Genomic DNA, 18,392 nt, shown 5'->3' on the forward strand with positions numbered 1-18,392 from the left:
AACTCGATATTCCTCAAATACTATCTGTAGTATAAGCCCGCTTCTTACCCAGGTTGTACTTCTTACCATTAAAGGTTGATTAAAATGGGTTACGCTATATAGCATAACCCGTTTTTAATGAAATCTTTTATTCCATATACGTTTAAATAATGGAGGAAAATGATGAAACATATTGTTGCTTTATTAATTAAATACACAGCGATAACTGCAGTATTACTTATCGTACTCAGTATCTTTCAAGGCATTTCAATTCCTAGAGTATTACTCATTTCTCTTTTCTTAACAGGGGCTGCCTATTTAATCGGCGATCTCTTCATTTTACCTAAATACGGAAATATGATTGCTACAATTGCAGATTTCGGCTTAACTTTTTTCGGAATTTGGTTACTAACATACTTATTCACTAATTTAGACACTACTCGTAATATTGGACTTTCTTCATTTATAGCCGCTTTAATTATTGGTGGAACAGAAATTTTCTTCCACATTTATATGAAGAGACTAGTGCTGCGTAACGACGATGAATTAAGAAATCACAAGCATATTCATCATGATAAATATGCTATGGAAATGTCAGATGAATATATGGATTCTTCTACAATAAATAAATCCAAAATTGGGGATACATCTAAAAAATAAAAAAGTGGCCAATGCCACTTTTTTATTTTTGGTTATTAAGCTTGATCAGAGTTTCTTACATGTAACGGTGGTGGAACTACCCACCCTTTTTTCTTACTTAAACGCAGCAAAGTTACACCTGCTTGCGCTTTTTTCATATGAAATTGTCCGAATAACATCCCTACATCTTCTCGAAGACATTTTCCCATCACTTGACTACATGTCACAAGTCCAGCTGCTAATCCTGTAGAAACAGCTGCTGCTATTTCAGCATCATTAATACGTGCCCCTGGGGGAATGTCTTCGATAGATGCAACTGGTCGTTCTGGAGGAGCAGGCGGTAAAGCTACGCCATTAACCTTTAAAAGAGTTTTTAACTCTTCTATTTCCGAGTTCATATCATTTTCAATTAAGCTTTCTAAAAACTTCTTCAAATCTTCGTCACCTGTGTGATTCATAAACACTTGATGGCTTGCGATTCCACCTTGTGCAGCTAGAAGATAACTCCAAATATCAAATACTTCTCCGTAATGTAACGGTTCATTTTGAGGATTTCCACTTAAAATACCCATTTTTAAATTCCTCCCTTTCGAAAATATCATAATCAATATTGATTTCAATATTGAAATCAAATTTTTAAGTATGCTTTTTCCTGCAAAAGATTTTCTATTATGCATGGAAAACACCTTTCCAACACTGCGTGTTTATTGTTTAGGAAAGTAGTTTACAAATTAAATACTCAAAGATTATGAAAGAAGATTATCAATAATCTTTGAGTGAGAATCCATTTACTATAAGGGTTTTTATTTTTATACATATACAAAAGAAATTGATTTACATATCTGCTATATTGTATGCCAATTTACTTAGCGGTTAGCTCTACCACCAAGTTGTTGTTCAGCCATTGCTACTAAACGTTTTGTAATTTCACCACCAACAGATCCGTTTGAACGAGCTGTTGTATCTGCACCAAGTTGTACACCAAACTCTTGTGCAATTTCATATTTCATTTGATCAAGGGCCTGTTCAGCACCTCCAACTAACAATTCATTACGACTTCCACTATTATTGTTTGCCATATTGTTTCACCTCCGATGTTTTTAATATGCTACAAATTATGAAATAATAATTATCCTTTTTGTGGGAATTAGATTATGAATAAAAATTGATTTTTTTCTTAAAGTAGGGCAAAACATATAAGAAAGAATAACTGATATAACATACTTTCATAACAACACTATGTATACTTCCTAATTCCCTTCAGTAAATAAAAGAAAGATTTCTATTTCACCAAGAGATTAAATAAAATTATGTTTTGAGACATAATCCAAAAGGAGATATGAGATGAAAGCTGTAACCTATCAAGGACCAAATCAAGTACAAGTTAAACAAGTTGATGATGCAAAGTTAGAGAAAAAAGATGATATTATTGTAAGAATTACTTCAACCGCTATTTGCGGTTCTGATTTACATTTATATCAAGGTAACATGCCCTTACCTCAAGGATACATTATCGGCCATGAACCAATGGGAATCGTTGAAGAAGTCGGGCCAGATGTCACTAAAGTGAAAAAAGGCGATCGTGTTGTCATCCCCTTCAACGTTTCTTGTGGACATTGTTTCTATTGCCAACATGAAATGGAAAGTCAATGTGATAACTCAAACCCTCATTACGATTCTGGTGGATACTTTGGTTATACGGAGAAATTTGGTAATCATCCAGGCGGACAAGCAGAATATTTAAAAGTTCCTTTTGGAAATTTCACTCCATTTGTTATACCGGAATCATGCGATCTTGAAGATGAATCCCTACTATTTTTATCAGATGTTTTACCAACAGCCTATTGGAGTGTAATAAACGCAGGCGTTAAGCCAGGTGATACCGTTATCGTCCTTGGTTGTGGACCTGTTGGATTAATGACACAAAAATTTGCCTGGATGCAAGGTGCTAAGCGCGTAATAGCAGTGGATTACTTAGATTATCGAATGAATTACGCAAAAAAGATTAACAATGTTGAGGTATTTGAGTTTACAAAATTTCCAGATATGGGAGAACATTTAAAGGAAATTACACATGGCGGTGCCGATGTAGTCATTGATTGCGTGGGAATGGATGGAAAAAAATCGCCTCTAGAATTTCTGGAACAAAAATTGAAACTACAAGGCGGAACTCTCGGCCCTATTCAAATCGCTACGAAAGCCGTAAGGAAATATGGAACGGTTCAAATGACTGGCGTTTATGGTGGCAATTATAATGCATTTCCACTCGGGGCATTTTGGGTTAGAAATATTAATCTTAAAATGGGACAAGCACCTGTCATTCATTTTATGCCGGAACTATTTAAAAAAATAACAAATAAAGAATTTGATCCAAAAGAGATTATTACACACAAAATCCCCCTTGAAGAAGCGAGCTATGGTTATCAAATTTTTAATAATCGTGAAGATGATTGTATAAAAGTCATTTTAAAACCTTGAAGATACAATTTATTATTCTTAATAAAAAGATAAGATTACACTCCGTAATCTTATCTTTTTTATTAAATTGTAAGTAGCTATTCCCCCATTTTCATCTCATATCGAAAATAGTTATTTCCAAAAGAATTTGCATTTTGAGATCATGATTTATTGGTAAAAAAATGAATTTGAGTATTAAGTAACCAATTAGCGGACACGATAACAATGTTAACTAACTTAAAAGAGGTGTACTTCATGTTTTATTATAAAGAAGAACTGATTAATATTATCAAGCCGGACAAGCCAGATCCAGCTGCCGCAAAAGTTTTACAAGAAATATTAGGTGGGCATTATGGCGAAATGCGTACAATGATGCAATACTTCTTCCAAAGCTCAAATTTTAGAGGTAAAGAGAAGCAATATCGCGATTTACTTCGAGGTGTTTTTTTAGAGGAAATAAGCCATGTAGAACTTGTACAACATACAATTAATCAGCTACTAACTGGATCTGGTGAACCTACGCCAGGAAATGCTGGTATTGACAACGCACCGCTTGATGAAGCGGTTAAACATGCAAACCCTCACCACTTTATTGTAGGTGCTCAAAGTTCATTACCTGTTGATGCAGCTGGAAATCCGTGGAATGGATCTTGGGTATATAGTCATGGAAACTTAATTAGCGATTTACTAGATAATGTCGTACTTGAATCTACAGGCGTACTTCAAAAGACTAGAATTTATGAAATGAGTTCTAATCAAACATTTAGAGAAACTCTTGCATTTTTAATTGTACGTGATAATGCACATCAAAATGCTTTCGCAAAAGCTTTAGAGACATTGGGTGTTGAATGGGGAAAACTCTTCCCTGTGCCGAACTATGATATTAATAAATACCCAGAGTGCAGAAAGTATGTAGACATGGGATTCCATAACGCACAATTTAATTTTAGCTTAGATCCAACAAGAATGGGAGAAATATTCCAAGGTGAATCACCAAGTAGAAACAAAGGAACATTAGCAGTAACTGACCCGCCAAAAGGTTTTCCTGTACCAGAACTTCCTGAAATGCCAAATGAGCATAGTCCTGGATTAAAAGATATGGGTCTTTAAGATCATTATGGCCAACTATTGATTCATGGTTGGTCATAGTTATTTATAAAGATTCATGTAAACTTGTTGTTAACATGATAGGATGTTTTAATAAATCCTCTTTATTTAAAAGTGATGTTGATTATATTGCTGCTCCTCTTAATTTTGTTTCTATGAACCATTAAACGCCACTGTATACTTACTTATAATCTCTCTACCTCTATTCACGTATAACATCCTTATATTGTAAACAAAGAGGAGGGACTTCTCCCCCCTCTTCTTTTAATTTTTCTTTAAAAGAGTTGCTCCTGCAATCCCTGGGTGTGTCATTTCGAATGGATCTAGAATTAATTCTAAGTCTTCTTGTGACAGTACACCATTTTTCACACAAAGTTCTCGAACGGATTGCCCTGTCGCGATTGCTTCTTTCGCAACGCGAGCTGCTGCTTCATAACCGATATGAGGGTTCACGGCTGTAATAATTCCTACACTTTTCTCAACATACTCTTTTAAGCGATCTTCATTCGCTTCAATTCCTTTTAAGCAATTATCTGTAAAGGCACGGAAACCGTTATTCATAATGCTAATCGATTGCAGTAAGTTGAAAACAAGTACTGGTTCCATAACGTTTAATTCTAATTGTCCTGCTTCTGAAGCAAGGCAAATTGTATGGTCATTACCAATTACTTGGAACGCAATTTGATTAATTACTTCTGGCATAACAGGGTTTACTTTCCCTGGCATAATAGAAGAACCTGGTTGGCGAGCTGGTAACATAATTTCAGCTAAACCAACACGAGGACCTGATGCCATTAAGCGAAGGTCATTCGCAATTTTAGACATATTCATCATACATACTTTCAGTGCTGCAGATACTTCAGTATACGCATCCGTATTTTGCGTCGCATCTACTAAATCTTCTGCACCGACAAGCGGGAGTTCACTAATTGCAGCTAAATGTTTTACAACTGCTTCAATATATTCTGGATCTGCATTTAAGCCTGTACCAACTGCAGTTGCCCCCATATTTACTTCATATAAGTGTTGACGCGATTGTTGAATACGTTTCATATCACGTTCAAGTACGCGAGAATATGCTTTAAATTCTTGTCCAAGACGAATTGGCACAGCGTCTTGTAAATGTGTACGACCCATTTTAATCACATGGTCGAACTGTTCTGATTTTAATTCAAATATATCGTGCATATAACCCATCGTTTGTAATAAGCCTTCTAATGCGTTTAATGTTGCAATATGAATCGCCGTTGGGAATGCATCGTTTGTTGATTGCGCCATGTTTACATGACTATTTGGACTAATATAATGATAGTCTCCCTTTTCCATTCCTAATAATTCAAGAGCACGATTGGCCATGACTTCATTTGCATTCATATTCATTGAAGTACCTGCTCCGCCTTGGATTGGATCTACGATGAAATGATCATGCCATTTTCCATCAAGAATTTCTTGAGCAGCTTCTGCGATGGCACCGCCCTTGTTTAATTCCAATCTTCCTACATCTGTATTGGCAAGCGCTGCAGCTTTTTTTACAACTGCGAACGCTTTAATTAAACTTTCATGAATTTTATACCCTGTAATCGGGAAATTTTCAACAGCGCGTAAAGTTTGAATTCCGTAATATGCCTCAATAGGTAATTCCTTTCCTCCCAAAAAATCATTCTCCACTCGCACGTTCTTGTTTGTCATTTCCATTTTAATTTCTCCCCCATATTAAATGTAAAACCTAAATAAATCATATGAAGTCATTACCAATCCTTATCAGATTTTATTGTTAAATCGTAGGCTAAAGGCTCTTCAATAATTTTTTTAATCTCTTCTAATTTATTAGTTTTCCCAAGCGCCCACATCAATTTTGCTATGATGGCTTCCGTATTCATATCTCCAGATAATATTACTTGATGTTGTGCCACTTTCCGTCCTACTTCATAGAGAAGTATGTCTTCTCCTTCTTCCAGGCATTGAGTAGTAATCACTACAGCAATCCCCATTTCAGTCAACTCTTGAATTTTCGAAAGCAAGTTCCTTCCTTCAAAAGGTAATCCACCGTTACCAAAACTTTCAATAATAATCCCTTTGTACAAATCTTTTAAACAATCAAATATCTCTGGTTTTGTACCTGGATACAATTTCATAAGAAAAACATCCGTACATAAATTAGTATTTATTGAAAGTTCATTATGGGAGGACTTTGGCTTCCAATGATATTTCAGTTCATCTTCATTTACCTCAGCAACATATGGATAATTCACACTTTCAAATGCATCATAACTTTTTGTTCGCATTTTAACTGCTCTCGTCCCAATAATCACCCTACTATCAAAAACAATAAACACACCGCCAACATCCTCACAGGCAAATCTAAGAGCATCAGCTACATTTTTCTTTGCGTCTGTCTTTTTAAAACTAATAGGTACTTGTGAACCTGTTAAAACAACTGGTTTTCTTAAACCTTGAAGCATATAAGATAACGCGGAAGATGTATAAGCTAACGTATCCGTTCCATGTGTAATCACAAACCCGTCATAGTCATCATAGTGATTAAAAACAGCATTAGCTATTTCTTTCCAGTGCTCAGGTTGCATATTGGTACTATCAATATTCATTAAGATTTTGCAATCTATTTCTAAGTTTCGAGAAGACTTCGAAAAATAATTCAATAATTCCTCAGCGGACAATCCTGGAACAAGCCCCTCATTCCCCTCCACAGATGCAATTGTCCCACCAGTTGCAAGTAATAAAATTTTCTTCATACACAACCCCTCCATAAAATAAACAACGATATATCGTTCGCGTAATGCGTATTTATATTTATTATTATAGAACTTAATTTGAATTAATCAAGATTTTGTATTCAATACGCGTACTTTTTTTCTATTCTTGATTCTTTTTCTATGTTATAATTAATTTAATAAAATTAGATGGGGTATGAGACGAATGCTGGAACGTTTATCTAAATTAAGAAAAAATCAAAAATGGTCCTTACAAGAGACAGCAGATCGACTTGGGATTGCGAAAAGCACCTATGCCGGGTATGAAAATGGTTATAGATTACCTTCATTACAATCTTTATCAAAAATAGCCGATTTATTTGATACATCTGTAGATTATATATTAGGTCGAATTGAACATTCACATCAAAACAAAGATGTAATTGATATTACAAGACTCCTAAACGATCCAGATCCAACACTTTTAATAGATGGAGAAGCACTGTCAACAGAAGAGATAATAGATTTTATTGCTTTTGTGAGAAGTAAACGAGAACTAAGTTCCAAGAGAATAGAAAATATTGAACCAACATGTAAAAGTTGATTCAATAAAAAACGAAGACACTGTACTCTTTAAACTTAGAAATACTTAGACAATTAATTTGCAAACGGTTTATATAATGAATTCTTAGCAGCTGGCCTCATTCGGGGACTTATACTTGGAAATAATCCCATTGGTTATATGATTCAATTATTTTTCATCATTTGTGTAGTGGTAGCGGCTATTTTCGGAGGTTTCACATCCAATAAATCAATTATCATGAAACAAGGATTTCTCGCTATTTTAGCGTTGCTTGCCCTTTTATCTGTCATATAGAACTAAAGCTTTTCAATAAAGGAACTCACTTTTGAAGAATACGCCATTCTTTCTGTAGATTTATAAGAAAGAATGGCGTTTTTGTATGTCTATTTCTGTATCGAAAGAATTTGAAAGTATAACAGAATTCAAACAAGAATTAGCAAAGTAGATAAAGTACTATAATCATGAAAGAATCAAGGAAAAATAAAAGGAAATGAATCCAGTATTGTACTAGGCTCATTCCCTAGAGACTACTTAATAAACCGACCTTTCTAACTTTCGGGGGCACAGTCTAGTTGAAGTGCTACAACTACTTTAAAGTTAAGTGTTTAACTTTGAAGTACTTAATTCTTTTTTCCAGACAAAGCATACATTATATCTTGATGCTTTATTGTCCTCTTATAATTATGTGGTATCGGGAATTTGTTTCGGTGTTCTTTTATTATAATTATGATTACTATAAGTGATAAAGCTACAGGTATAAAAACGATTAACAAAGCATCTTAATGTTTATGAAATTCTTTGTTAATCGTTTCTCTTCTCCCTAATCTCCTGCGAGACTATATTTTTTCATTAAAATTCCCCATATCTTATTTGATTTATTCTGTAACACCAGATTGGGTTACTTTTACATCAGCTGTTACACGAAAACGTAATTGTTTATAGGATTCTTCCCATTCTTGACTGTTCCATTTTCTTACGTGAGTTCTACCAAGCTTTCTAAGTCCTATAGGATCTGTGTCTTTTTTAATAAATCTCTTTATCAATGTAGTTGCTTTTTTCTCTATTTCTTTTTCCATAATTTTTTCTAATTTTTTTATTTCTTTAGGATTATCTAGATTTTTTGTTTTTGTAAATTCTTGAATTTCAGCTTTAACTTGAATATGAGCATTTACGAATGGATGCTTACTATTCCCCTCCATCTTATATTTTGTTCTAGCTTTTATATTCTCTATCGTGGCGTAAGTATTTGGGGAACCAGGTAGTTTGAATTGGTATGTACCTTGTTTAAAATTATCTGTCAACAATTTAAATACAAATAAATCTTTAGGGTTTACTTTATCAACCATTTTACATCTTTTAAAAAGTGCTATTCCATCTAACTCCAACACATTACCTTTTTTAGATATTATCGGTAAATATGAATCTCTCGCATCATCATTAAGTTGGTTTAAAAACATAAAAAAATTTGTTTTTGGCTGCGTTCCATTATCTATATTTTGCTCCAGTAAAGAGGATAGATAGGAAGCAATTTCTTTTTCTTCAGAATAGTTCCCCTTTAATAGTGATTCCCCTTTTACATTTGTAATTGCTAAATAAATTGCATTTCCTACACTAGGATTTCGATTCAAAGTCTCTAAAATTTCCTGCATTCCCTTTTCAATTATTTTTTCATTAAATATAATAACACGCAATTGCCCCAACTCTAGAGGTCCAGAAGATTTTTCGGATGCTCTTGCAAGAACTTCTCTACCAGTCTGGCCTGATGCTGAATAGATTTTCGTTTCACCTTCCCCGCCTCCTTTATAAGCTGAAATCGCAAAGGTTCCTTTTAGCTTACCTTTTGCTTCGGTATCATATGCCGCAACTTGAACTAAGTCAATGTCATCCACAATTTTCGTTTTAGCACAACCTATTAAGAAGACACTTACTATAAGGAAAAGTATCCATCGCTTCATGTTTATCTCCTTAACTTTATTTTGGCGGTTTGAATTAGCCATAGTACAGGTAGGTATACATATATATATATAAAGCCCATTTGACCTGTCCAAGTATTTAATAAGTTAATTTTATTACGGTTATTCAAGAAAAATGATAAAACAAAGATGAATAGGATGATAACTGGCAAAACATATTTTTGCTTTATTCCCAGTGCCTCTTTTATACCACGACTTACTCCCCATAATGTAAAGGAAACATTGGGTAATATAAAAAAAGCCCAAACAGAAACAATAATGTATTCAAACCGCTCTATAAAGGGAAATTGTATAATTTTAATCATGCTTAAATATGCCCATATCGCACTCGCTAGTTGTTTTTCACTAAAAAACGCAAGAGTTAAAATCATAAGGTATGTGTAGACAATAGTCGTTACTAAATTTGCATAGTGCGCATATTTTTGAGACGTTTTTGCCTTTTTAATAAATGGGTAGTACAGCAATAACATTTCAAATCCAAAAAAACTAAACATATTTCCTTTCATTCCTTTCATAATTTCTAGGAATGAATGCTGTGCAATTGGAAATAAATTTCGGAAATCTGCATACTGCAAAGGATAAAAAAATGTGAAGATTAGAATGCTTGGGATAACGATTCCAAAGAAACCGATTCCGGCAACTACACGAAATCCTCCAGTAACAATGTAATAGCATAAACCCAAAAAAGCCCCAGCTATAACCCAAGATGAAATAGAAGGAAACATCCAAACATGTACTACTTCGATATAAGTATGTAGTGTTGTTGCACCTAACAATACAATATAGGATAAAAAAATGAAGTTGAATATTCCACCAATCCATTTTCCAAGTACGTTTTGATTGATTGCAATGATGTCTCCATTACCCTGATTTAAAATCTGATATATGATCCAAATCATAAGATTGACAGATATTCCAAAAAGTAGCGTGCTAATCCACGCATCATTTCCAACTAATTTTGCACTAATCCTTTCAAAACCAAGCATACCAACCCCCATCTGTATAGTAATAATTAAAAAAAATACCATATATGGAGAGACTTGATACTCAATTGGGATCTGTTTCATAATGCTCCTCCCTGTTAAATTCAATCATCAAAATCATTTCTTGATAGTATTTTATTTTTCTCTACCTCTTCTGGATTAAAGCGAAAACGCTGTTTAGACCTTGAAAAAATAGGACGTCGAAACATCGCTGAAATCGGCATACGTACAATACTGTCTTTCCAATCTGTAAGGCGTGTAGGATAAAAAGGAAACAAATAAGGACGTCTTAATGATTCTGTACGTAATAAACGTGCTAAAAGCAAAGAGCTTGTTAAAACAATTCCTAATAAACCCAACAGGTGTGCGGCGATTATAAAAGGAAAACGAATTACTCGAATTGTATTACCAATTCGATATATTGGTGCTGTAAATGAGCTAAGGGCTGAAAGTGCAACAATGATAATAAGTACATTACTTGTAAGACTTGCCTCTACCGATGCCTGTCCAATTACAATACCACCTACTATACCGACAGTTAGACCCACTTTAGTTGGTAAACGTGCCCCCGCTTCTCTCAGTAATTCAATCGTTATTTCTAAAAAAAGTGCTTCAATAACTGGAGGAAAAGGTACTTTACTTCTCGATATGATTAACGTTTCAAGAAGTTCTCTCGGAATTAGCTCGTAATGATATGTTAAAATTGCAACATATAATGGAGTTGTTAAGACAGAAAAAATAAAAGCAAAAAGCCTTAGCAGTCGAAAAAAGGAGGAAATAATCCAAGGCATGGTGTAATCTTCTGTCGTAGAAAAAAAGTCAATTAATGTTGTTGGAAGAGTGATAGCATAAGGCGAGCCATCTACAAAAAGTGCAATTTTCCCTTCTGCTAATACAGCTGCCACACGGTCCGGACGTTCTGTATTCAAAAATTGAGGGAATATAGAATTCGGGTTGTCTGCAATTAACTGCATCAAATAAGTACTATCCAAAACATGGTCTGTTTTTATTTGACTTACCCTTTTTATAATTTCTTGTAGATTTTGATCATTTACAATTCCCTCAATAAATACAATCGCAACAGTTGTGTTAGAGAGAGATCCTACTTTCAATTCTTTCATTTGTAAATAAGGTGTTGGAAGCTTTCTACGTACTAAATTTAAATTTACATCTAAATCTTCGACAAATGCGATTTGCGGACCCACAATATTGTATTCAATTTCGGCTTTTGTAATATCCCTTTTTTCTTTCTTTGACACATTTACTAACAAACAATTTAATTTATCTGTATCGAACTGAATCAGTATATAGCCATTTAAAATACTATCCTGAATATCTTCCATTTGATTTGTTATTTTTGAATTCTCAAAAGGTAAGACAGAGTGAATATCTTGTAATGAATCGAAGCTCTTCTCTTTTATATAAGTCAAAACCTCTTCATGAAATATATTTACATCGATTAATGTTCTAAAATATGAAATGACTATAGAGGAATTATTAGAAGCAATTTCCAACGTTATAAAATCTTTAGATTTTTTTAGTAATTTCATTAAATCCTGCAAAGATTCTATAGAGTAAACAGATATTCTTTCATGTGGTTTCAATTGATAATACCCTTCCTTTCAGAAAGAAACTATATATAGTTTTCAGGAAATTGCTATTTTTAAAATTAGGGATGGTGATATGTAAATATACTTATTGAATTAATAATAACGCCTTTGAAAATAACTTAACCAAAATTAGTTAAAAAATGTATTAAAAGTAAAAATAAGAAATGTTTTCGAGCATAATTACAATATTAAAAACATCCTTTCTTTTAGTTCTAAAGAAAGGATGTTTTTATAACAAGCTTTTTCAATTGTCTATTCTATAGGGTAAATTTACCAGTGTTCTTCTCTTTATTATTTCATTAAGTAACATTAGCATTACATTCTGTATGGTTTCTTTAAAAATTTCAGTAAAAGAATATATTAATTTTGAAGTGTACAAATAGGGAGAGTGACTTCAACTGTAGTCCCCTTATTCACTTCACTCTCAATAAATACCTTTCCCTGATGTGTTTCAATGATTTTATAACAGATCATTAACCCTAAGCCAATCCCCTCTTCTTTAATACTATAAAAAGGTTCTCCAAGGTATGGTATACGTTCTTTTGGAATCCCGCACCCTTGATCGATAAAACGAATTCTTACTTGATTATTATCAAGTATATTTATTTGAATCAGAATTTCCCCTCCCATCGGCATAGATTCAATTGCATTTTTTAATATATTAACAAATACTTGTTTTAATTGATTTCCTTCACATGAAATCAATGGAATACCAGGGTTAAGATCGATTCTAAATTTTATATTATGCATCATTGCTTGAGGTTGTAGTAGCATTAAAACTTGATCCATTAGCAAACTAATATCATTAGGTTGTATTTTTACCACCTGTGGTTTGGCTACCGCCATAAATTCAGTTGTTATGCTCTCTATACGCTCAATCTCTGATGATACTATATTAATATAACCCTGATTATTCTCATTTTCTGTTGATTTTAGTAATTGCATGAACCCTTTCATTGCAGTTAATGGATTATTAATCTCATGAGCCATTGCAGTCGCTAATTGTCCTACAACAGCAAGTTTTTCAGATTTTCGTAATAATTCTTCTGTTTTTAGCCGTTCAGTGATATCACGAGAAATACTTAGGAAAACCTTTTTACCATTTAAGTTAAAAACACGAACACTAAACTCAGCTGTTATTACTTTTCCTGTTGGAAAAACATATTCATCTTGCAAAGTGAAGGAAGTTTGTCCCTTTTTAATTTTTTCTAATAGCCTTACGATCATTTGAGAATCTTGTGGTACTATATTTGAAAATGATAATGAGAGCAACTCTTCTCTACTATATCCAAATCTTCTACACCCAACAGGGTTTACCTCAATAAATCGACTTGGAGCATTATCTTCATTCAGCTCTACTACATATACCGCATCAGTTGCTTGTTCAATTAGTGCACGGTACTTCATTTCACTATCTCTTAATTGCTGGTGTAATCGATGTCGTTCTCTTTCTGCTTGTTTTCTTTCAGAGATGTCTCTACATATTGCTGATAAAGCTATCACATTTCCTCTTACATCTAGTATAGGAGAAACTGTCAGACTGACATCAAGAAGACTCCCATCGCTCCTTTGTCTAACAGTTTCTAATCTAGTAACCACAGATTCGCCTGTTAGAATTTTCTGAATATTTTTAAGCGATTCTTCCATTAAAAAATCTGGTACACAAGGTAATCTCTTACCTATGATTTCTTGTGATGACCACCCAAATATCTTTTCATAAGCTTTATTCGCTTGTAAAATATGCCCTTCTCGATCAGAAATGGTAATAGCATCTAGATTGTGCTTTATAAATGATTCCAATAATTCTTTGGTAGCGCTTAATTCTGATTCTACCTTTTTCCTTTCGGTTATATCAACTGTAGAACCAACAACTTCAATAACTTGTCCATTTCGTTTAATCGGCCTAAGCGCAATAAGAATAATAGTTTTATCATTTGGCCAAGGTAATTCAAATATAATTTCTTTTCCTTCCCATGCCTGAAGATAGTACTTCATCAATTGTGGAACTAAATGTGGAGGAACAATAGAAGCATCAATAGTACGTAAGCTTTTTCCTACCACCTGTTCAGAATAAAATCCGTTTTGATAATAAAACTGTCCATCACATAAAGTGTGTATAAAGTGCTTACCCACTTTTTTAAATTTAAAAATTCCTCCTTGAAGCTCATGTACGGTATCTGCAAGTTCTTGCTTCGATTTTTTTAATTCTCGATTCATTTTAGATAAGTCCTGTGTTAAATAATACAATCTCTGGTAGGCTTCCATAAGAAATAGCCCAATTAAAAGTCCTAACGCTATATATAATAAGCCTCCTGTGTAAAGTAATGTAGTATTAAATAATACGCCAACTAACCACTTTATTCCAATAAAAACAGAAAAATATAACGATGCACTTTTAAAAGGATGTAGTTTTTTAAAATAAGTTTTAAAGGTAGAAAATAGAATCCCCATACCTAAATAAGCAATCACAGGAGGTTCCCAGTACCCTCCTGTGTAAAAGATACGCATTACAATTATGCTAATTAACGTAATCCAACCAGCAATACGACCAAAGTAAATAAAAGATAGAATAAGAGGAACAACTCGAAGATCGTAAGAAAATCCCATGTATGGAAAAGAAAAGAACATTAACGTAACTGCAATAATCCCTCCATAGAGCTTTTCGAAATATCGACTAGAATTAATTGTAAACACTTGAATAAATATTGCTGCGCTAACTAATAAAGAAAAAATAGAAAGGTTGATGAAATAATCTTTAATAATCATGTAATGTCCCTCCTTGCATTAAGTGTATTCGACAAAAAAGCTAAAAATCCTACAAATTGTATAAACAGTTCAAATGCATAAATTTTAAACTAGGATAAAATCTGGAAAAGTAAATAAGGAGCACAGCAGATGAGATATTTTAATGAAAAATAGTTCAAAAAAGATAATAGTAACCGTTGACTACTATTATCTTTTTTCTTTAAGTTATCGTAATACGTATGAAACTCTAAGGGACGTGGTATGTCATTTCATCAAACAATGATTATATGCTGAGTCATGAATATAGAAACTTCAACAGTAATTTTTGAAAAATAACATAAAAAAACAAAACTATCTTTGAAAATGGAAAAAATCTATATAAATGTCAACTAATCTATGTACAAAAACGTTCACTTAATTTTGCATAAAGTCACTCCACTTAGGAAGCTAAGTAGTTCTTCAAGGTCGATAAGAACACCTGTAGATGCTTCAGGATAACTACATAATTGTATGAGTAATGTACTTGAAACCTTTCGGTAAAACCATACACATAATACAACTAACTCCTTGGTTCAATATTTACTTTTTCGCTGAACAAATTCTTTTTCTTGAGCAAAATATTCTAGGATATAAGGAGATTTTTCAATTAACTTGGTGTCTAGTTTATTCTCCAGCTCCAATTACTTCGTTACTTTCAGATTCAGTTCATTATATTTTGTACTTTGTCTTTATACACAACATATTCTTTACCATCCACTACTGCTACTACCGCAAATTCATCATTTGGATTGAATGAAAGCCAATCAGCCCACATGTTAGTATTAGCCCCTCCACTCCACATATTATGAACAGTGTTTTTAGTTAAATTCATAACTTTATAAGACGCATTTGGCGCATTTGTTCCAGTCTTTATTTCAAAAGTGTATGCGTTATGAATTTTTTTATAAAAGTAGAAAACGTTTGATGGACGAAGCTGATTCAAAAAATCCTGTTCTTTTTTCTCTGCAATTTTTATCCCTTCTTGCAAAGTGACAACATCTGTTTTTAATGTTTTCCAACTGTTTTTCGCTGCATTCAAGCTAGGGGTTAAGAATTTATATTTATTTTGATCAGCTTTTTGATCAGCTTTATCAATATGTCCCAGTACACCCGAATATTGAGAATCTAAATCCTCCCATTGCGTAGACATATAAGTAAGAGCAGTGATAGCACTATCAAGCGTACTATGCATATCACTAATATTATGAAATGCAACTCCAACTACACGATTCAATGTTATTTTATAATCTACAGTCTGACGCAATTTTGCTAATTCAGGTTCTAGCCAACCTAACTTACCTCTTGCATCACCTATCATTATGCCACCAGCAATCAAGGTTGGAATAAAGGGGATTTTTACCATGTCTAACCCCTTAGATTCTATGTCTTTCTGATATTTTACTTGTCCTAAAAGGTCCTCTAGACGCTTTTGGTCAGCCTCCACATCAGCACCTTGGTTTTTTAAAATCGATTGCAATGTCTCTTTATGACTTCCAAATGTTCTAACATCTTCTCCAATAGCATTTTTTAATTGAATTAATTCTTCTATTAATGCTTTTGCAGACTTTTGATTTTGTTGAATTCCTCCCTGTAAATCTGTAATCCCTTTTTTTAAAGTATCTCCATTTCCATTATTGATCGCCTCTACTAATGTTTCATAATAATTTTCAAATTTTGTATCGTATTCTATAATGCCTGTCAATGTATCAAAAAGCTGTTTTTTCACTTGTGTATTCCATGTAACAGCATGTGCTCTTGCATTCTTTTGATCTTGTACAATTTTACTAGGTAAATCTGCATTTCCATTAATAGTTATTCCTTCAAAACTCACATCTGGATTATTAATTAGCAAATAAGAATATTCATTCATAGCTTTTGCAAATAAACCAGCATCTTGCAAAGCTTTTTTCATCTGTTCTTCATTTGCTGAAAGAGATATATTTTCATTGTTCGTTTGTTCAATTTCAATCGCAAAAGTTTCTAGTGGTATGACTGCATAAGTAGTTGTTATAGTTAAAAACGCTGATACAGCGAGTAGTTTATTAGGGATTTTTTTCATCATTTCGTATTCCTCCTATATAAGGTATGGTTTCAAGTTCTAATCTTATTAAAAAGCGATGTCTTTCAAAATGAGTTCTACATCTTTTATCAGTATCGTTTGAACTTTCTTTAGCAGCCTTCAAATCATTAAGTATTAAAGAAAATGTATATAATCTGCTTCAAATTAACCGATTCTGTTGCAAATTTTAAAAAAGCAATTAAACTACAAGGTTATTTTTTATTCGAATCATACTTATATATAATTGAAAGGCGAAGTCTTTAATGAGACTCCGCCTTTCTGTTATATAAGGATTTATTAATTATTACTTTTCTGTTTAACAGTGTAATCATAGACTTTCTATGTTTTAGTTCACTTTACGCAGAATTAATATTTCCCTATTTTTGTGGAGTAACAGTTTCCACTTTTAATTCCTTTATTCCTTCTTTTAATGTAACAGCATCTGTTCGTAATGTTTTCCAACTGTCTTTCGCTGCATTTAAATTAGGTTTTAAGAATTTAAATTTATTTTGATCGGCTTTTTGAGCTGCATTCTCAATATGCCCTAGAACGCCCGAATATTGAGAATCTAAATCATGCCACTGCGTGGACATATAAGTAAGAGCGTTAATAGCATCATCAAGCGCCTTGTGCATTTCATTAATATTACTGTAAGCAACTCCAACTACACGATTTAAGGTTACTTTATAATCCACAGTCTGACGTAATTCTGCTAATAAAGGCTCTAACTTACCTAAATTATCCCTTGCTACTCCCACTATAATACCGCCAATTATTGGTAGACCCAAAATAGCACCCTTCATTACATTAAACCCATCAGATTCTAATTGTTTATAATAGTTTACTGATCCTAATACTTCTTCTAGACGCTTTTGATCGGCATCAACATCTGCACCTTGATTTTTTAAAATTGACTGCAAGAGCTCTTTATTACTTCCAAAAGCTCTAACATCATGTCCAATAGAGTCTCTTAATTTAGTTAATTCTTCTATTAGTTGTTGTGCATACTTTTGATTTTGTTGAATTTCACCTCGCAAATCTGTAATCCCTTCTTTTAAAGTTTCTCCATCCCCTGTATTAATCGCTTCTACCATTGTTTCATAATAATTGTCAAATGTTGTATCGTATTCAACAATACCATTCAATGTATCTAAAAGCTGTTTTTTTACTTTCGTATCCCAAGTAACAGCATGTGCCCTTGCATTCTTTTGATCTTGTACGATTCTACCAGGTAAATCTACATATCCATTAATGGTAATTCCCTCAAAATTCACATCAGGATTCTTAATTAACATATAAGAATAGGCATTCATAGATTTTGCAAATAATCCAGCCTTTTGCAAGGTCTCTTTCATTCTCGCTTCATTTGCAGAAAGAGCCGTATCTCCATTGTTCGTTTGTTCAATTTCACTTGCAAAAGTTGTTACTGGTGAAACTACATTAGCAGTTGTAATAGTTAATAGCGTCGATACAGCGAGTAATTTATAAGGGATTTTTTTTATCATTT

Annotated in this window: 14 protein-coding genes and 2 pseudogenes; 5 read left to right on the forward strand and 11 right to left on the reverse strand. The window is 33.2% G+C overall.

Annotated features, from left to right (window positions below; translation table 11 throughout):
• Positions 1-162 precede the first annotated feature (162 nt).
• Positions 163-639, forward strand: coding sequence for a YndM family protein (locus ACLBXA_RS07470; protein ID WP_000680680.1), 477 nt, complete (start codon positions 163-165; stop codon positions 637-639).
• 35 nt (positions 640-674) lie between these two features.
• Here the strand turns inward: ACLBXA_RS07470 and ACLBXA_RS07475 are convergent, their stop codons facing one another.
• Together ACLBXA_RS07475 and sasP are read right to left on the reverse strand one after the other, a co-directional pair.
• Positions 675-1,190 (reverse strand): DUF3231 family protein, encoded by a 516-nt coding sequence (locus ACLBXA_RS07475; protein ID WP_000512140.1) that lies wholly within the window; start codon positions 1,188-1,190, stop codon positions 675-677.
• A gap of 294 nt (positions 1,191-1,484) precedes the next feature.
• Positions 1,485-1,697 carry a small acid-soluble spore protein, SasP family gene (sasP, locus tag ACLBXA_RS07480; protein ID WP_000002835.1) on the reverse strand — a complete coding sequence of 71 codons (213 nt, stop codon included), beginning with the start codon at positions 1,695-1,697 and terminating at the stop codon, positions 1,485-1,487.
• Positions 1,698-1,962: 265 nt separating this feature from the next.
• Here sasP and ACLBXA_RS07485 point away from each other — a divergent pair, with 265 nt between their 5' ends.
• Together ACLBXA_RS07485 and ACLBXA_RS07490 are read left to right on the forward strand one after the other, a co-directional pair.
• On the forward strand, positions 1,963-3,096 hold the full coding sequence (locus ACLBXA_RS07485; RefSeq protein WP_000649089.1) for a zinc-dependent alcohol dehydrogenase: 1,134 nt from the start codon (positions 1,963-1,965) through the stop codon (positions 3,094-3,096).
• A gap of 234 nt (positions 3,097-3,330) precedes the next feature.
• A complete protein-coding gene (locus ACLBXA_RS07490) occupies positions 3,331-4,185 on the forward strand; it encodes a manganese catalase family protein (RefSeq protein ID WP_000500352.1) in 855 nt (284 codons plus the stop codon).
• A gap of 261 nt (positions 4,186-4,446) precedes the next feature.
• On the opposite strand, the gene aspA is transcribed toward ACLBXA_RS07490, so the two are convergent.
• Together aspA and ansA are read right to left on the reverse strand one after the other, a co-directional pair.
• Positions 4,447-5,877, reverse strand: a complete 1,431-nt coding sequence (gene aspA / locus ACLBXA_RS07495; protein ID WP_447617156.1) for an aspartate ammonia-lyase — start codon at positions 5,875-5,877, stop codon at positions 4,447-4,449.
• Positions 5,878-5,930: 53 nt separating this feature from the next.
• Positions 5,931-6,935 (reverse strand): asparaginase, encoded by a 1,005-nt coding sequence (gene ansA / locus ACLBXA_RS07500; protein ID WP_000722293.1) that lies wholly within the window; start codon positions 6,933-6,935, stop codon positions 5,931-5,933.
• Between the two features lie 184 nt (positions 6,936-7,119).
• Between ansA and ansR the strand changes: the two genes are divergently transcribed.
• On the forward strand, positions 7,120-7,497 hold the full coding sequence (ansR, locus tag ACLBXA_RS07505) for an HTH-type transcriptional regulator AnsR (protein ID WP_000893569.1): 378 nt from the start codon (positions 7,120-7,122) through the stop codon (positions 7,495-7,497).
• A gap of 57 nt (positions 7,498-7,554) precedes the next feature.
• Positions 7,555-7,770 (forward strand): annotated as a pseudogene (locus tag ACLBXA_RS07510) (DUF1304 domain-containing protein); the annotation flags it as partial.
• 581 nt (positions 7,771-8,351) lie between these two features.
• On the opposite strand, the gene ACLBXA_RS07515 reads toward ACLBXA_RS07510, so the two are convergent.
• The 7 genes and pseudogenes from ACLBXA_RS07515 to hblA form a co-directional block, all read right to left on the reverse strand.
• Positions 8,352-9,431: a Ger(x)C family spore germination protein gene (locus ACLBXA_RS07515; RefSeq protein WP_000832875.1), complete on the reverse strand. Its 1,080-nt coding sequence runs from the start codon at positions 9,429-9,431 to the stop codon at positions 8,352-8,354.
• 2 nt (positions 9,432-9,433) lie between these two features.
• Positions 9,434-10,516, reverse strand: coding sequence for a GerAB/ArcD/ProY family transporter (locus ACLBXA_RS07520; protein ID WP_000809703.1), 1,083 nt, complete (start codon positions 10,514-10,516; stop codon positions 9,434-9,436).
• A gap of 20 nt (positions 10,517-10,536) precedes the next feature.
• Positions 10,537-12,036 carry a spore germination protein gene (locus ACLBXA_RS07525; protein WP_000802307.1) on the reverse strand — a complete coding sequence of 500 codons (1,500 nt, stop codon included), beginning with the start codon at positions 12,034-12,036 and terminating at the stop codon, positions 10,537-10,539.
• 366 nt (positions 12,037-12,402) lie between these two features.
• Entirely contained in the window at positions 12,403-14,808 is a 2,406-nt protein-coding gene (locus ACLBXA_RS07530; RefSeq protein ID WP_000584302.1) for a PAS domain S-box protein, read from the reverse strand.
• Positions 14,809-15,239: 431 nt separating this feature from the next.
• Positions 15,240-15,467: pseudogene (locus tag ACLBXA_RS07535) on the reverse strand (hypothetical protein); the annotation flags it as partial.
• Between the two features lie 20 nt (positions 15,468-15,487).
• Positions 15,488-16,888 (reverse strand): hemolysin BL regulatory component HblB, encoded by a 1,401-nt coding sequence (gene hblB / locus ACLBXA_RS07540; RefSeq protein ID WP_000976159.1) that lies wholly within the window; start codon positions 16,886-16,888, stop codon positions 15,488-15,490.
• Positions 16,889-17,262: 374 nt separating this feature from the next.
• Positions 17,263-18,390 carry a hemolysin BL binding component B gene (gene hblA / locus ACLBXA_RS07545; RefSeq protein ID WP_000591972.1) on the reverse strand — a complete coding sequence of 376 codons (1,128 nt, stop codon included), beginning with the start codon at positions 18,388-18,390 and terminating at the stop codon, positions 17,263-17,265.
• Between the last annotated feature and the right edge of the window lie 2 nt (positions 18,391-18,392).

The sequence above is a fragment of the Bacillus sp. D48C genome, from assembly GCF_053345735.1.

Excerpts from the sequence above, each read along its gene's own strand:
- ACLBXA_RS07470 (WP_000680680.1), top strand. The coding sequence starts at position 163 with ATGAAACATATTGTTGCTTTATTAATTAAATACACAGCGATAACTGCA.
- ACLBXA_RS07475 (WP_000512140.1), bottom strand. The coding sequence starts at position 1,190 with ATGGGTATTTTAAGTGGAAATCCTCAAAATGAACCGTTACATTACGGA.
- sasP (WP_000002835.1), bottom strand. The coding sequence starts at position 1,697 with ATGGCAAACAATAATAGTGGAAGTCGTAATGAATTGTTAGTTGGAGGT.
- ACLBXA_RS07485 (WP_000649089.1), top strand. The coding sequence starts at position 1,963 with ATGAAAGCTGTAACCTATCAAGGACCAAATCAAGTACAAGTTAAACAA.
- ACLBXA_RS07490 (WP_000500352.1), top strand. The coding sequence starts at position 3,331 with ATGTTTTATTATAAAGAAGAACTGATTAATATTATCAAGCCGGACAAG.
- aspA (WP_447617156.1), bottom strand. The coding sequence starts at position 5,877 with ATGGAAATGACAAACAAGAACGTGCGAGTGGAGAATGATTTTTTGGGA.
- ansA (WP_000722293.1), bottom strand. The coding sequence starts at position 6,935 with ATGAAGAAAATTTTATTACTTGCAACTGGTGGGACAATTGCATCTGTG.
- ansR (WP_000893569.1), top strand. The coding sequence starts at position 7,120 with ATGCTGGAACGTTTATCTAAATTAAGAAAAAATCAAAAATGGTCCTTA.
- ACLBXA_RS07515 (WP_000832875.1), bottom strand. The coding sequence starts at position 9,431 with ATGAAGCGATGGATACTTTTCCTTATAGTAAGTGTCTTCTTAATAGGT.
- ACLBXA_RS07520 (WP_000809703.1), bottom strand. The coding sequence starts at position 10,516 with ATGAAACAGATCCCAATTGAGTATCAAGTCTCTCCATATATGGTATTT.
- ACLBXA_RS07530 (WP_000584302.1), bottom strand. The coding sequence starts at position 14,808 with ATGATTATTAAAGATTATTTCATCAACCTTTCTATTTTTTCTTTATTA.
- hblB (WP_000976159.1), bottom strand. The coding sequence starts at position 16,888 with ATGATGAAAAAAATCCCTAATAAACTACTCGCTGTATCAGCGTTTTTA.
- hblA (WP_000591972.1), bottom strand. The coding sequence starts at position 18,390 with ATGATAAAAAAAATCCCTTATAAATTACTCGCTGTATCGACGCTATTA.